This window comes from Psychrobacter sp. AOP7-A1-24, from assembly GCF_052376235.1.
Taxonomy (GTDB): domain Bacteria; phylum Pseudomonadota; class Gammaproteobacteria; order Pseudomonadales; family Moraxellaceae; genus Psychrobacter.
This window is the reverse complement of record NZ_JBQSVM010000093.1, coordinates 1-1279: the sequence shown is the minus strand read 5'-3', so window position 1 is coordinate 1279 and position 1279 is coordinate 1. Positions and strand designations below refer to the sequence as shown.

Here is a 1279-nt window from a genome sequence, read left to right as displayed (position 1 = left end):
CGCATCCATGAACAGTCCCAGTAGGAAGTACATGAATAAGATACAGATCAGGACAATCATTGGACTAACAGCCAACCCACCGATCCAAGATGCCAATGAATAAGACAAGCGTGACACAGAGATAAAATATCCCAATGCCTCAGCGCCTAATAGCATAAAGAACACTACTGCAGAGAGTGCTAACGTCTCAATCAACGATTGCTTGAGGCCATCTAGACGCATACCTTTAGCAAAGGCATAAGCCCAAGAGACAAAGGCTCCTACTGCTGCTCCTTCTGTTGGCGTGAATAACCCAAAGAAGATACCCGCGATAATGATGATAAAGATAAAACTAAATGGTATAAGGCCCGTCAGCGACAGTAGCTTGGCTTTCCAAGTGGTTTTCTCACCGCGCTGTGCCAAGTGCGGCTTCCAGCGCACCATAATCATTACCGTGATGGAATACATCACCATACCGAGCATACCTGGCAAGAAGCCAGCGATGAACATATCACCAACTGACTGCTGGGTTAAGATGGCGTAGACCAGTAAGGCAATACTGGGCGGAATCATAATACCCAGCGTACCACCAGCAGCTAAGATGCCACAGGCAAACCCTGGCTGATAACCGTACTTTTCCATTTGCGGTAACGCGACTTTGGTCATGGTAGAGGCAGTCGCAAGTGATGAGCCTGAGATAGAGGCAAAGATACCGGACGAGCCGATACCTGCAATACCAAGACTACCTCTTACCCCACCAAATATGGTTCGTGTTGCTTCAAATAGCTTACCTGCCATACCTGAGTGGGTGGCAAATACACCCATAAGAATAAATAAGGGAATGGCACTAAAATCATACTTCGCTAAGACATCAACAGGAATGTCTTTAAGCATTTGTAGTGCACCGCTAGGCGCGGTAACCGCACCAAAACCTACTAAACCGACACCTAACATGGCAAGTGCAACGGGTACTCGTAAGATGACAAGCAGAATCATGACAACTAGGCCAATCGCACCGATAATTTCTGGGCTCATGCGCCTGTCTCCTCGGCGTCAAAGAATTCGCCTGTTTTAAAGATGTTGATGGATTCGATCAATGAGCGAATGGCTAGTAAGGTACTTAAAAAAGCGCTGATGGCATAGATAGGCATCATAGAGAGTCTTAAGTCTTGGGTGACTTTGCCATATTCAACAGCGTCAATAGCACTCTCATAGAGTCCCCATGAGAATACGATACCGATGACAAAGAAGCCCATCATAAAGATACCCATGAGGTAGCCTTTAATAGACTGTGGCATTT

General features: G+C 46.3%; 1 protein-coding gene and 1 pseudogene. Both read right to left on the bottom strand.

The window, feature by feature from the left end:
- Nucleotides 1-1014: TRAP transporter large permease (locus ACT3QQ_RS13825; protein WP_444528419.1), on the bottom strand; the 1014-nt coding region annotated here is incomplete at its 3' end.
- Nucleotides 1011-1279 (bottom strand): annotated as a pseudogene (locus ACT3QQ_RS13820) (TRAP transporter small permease); the annotation flags it as partial. The pseudogene ACT3QQ_RS13820 and the gene ACT3QQ_RS13825, both read right to left, overlap by 4 nt.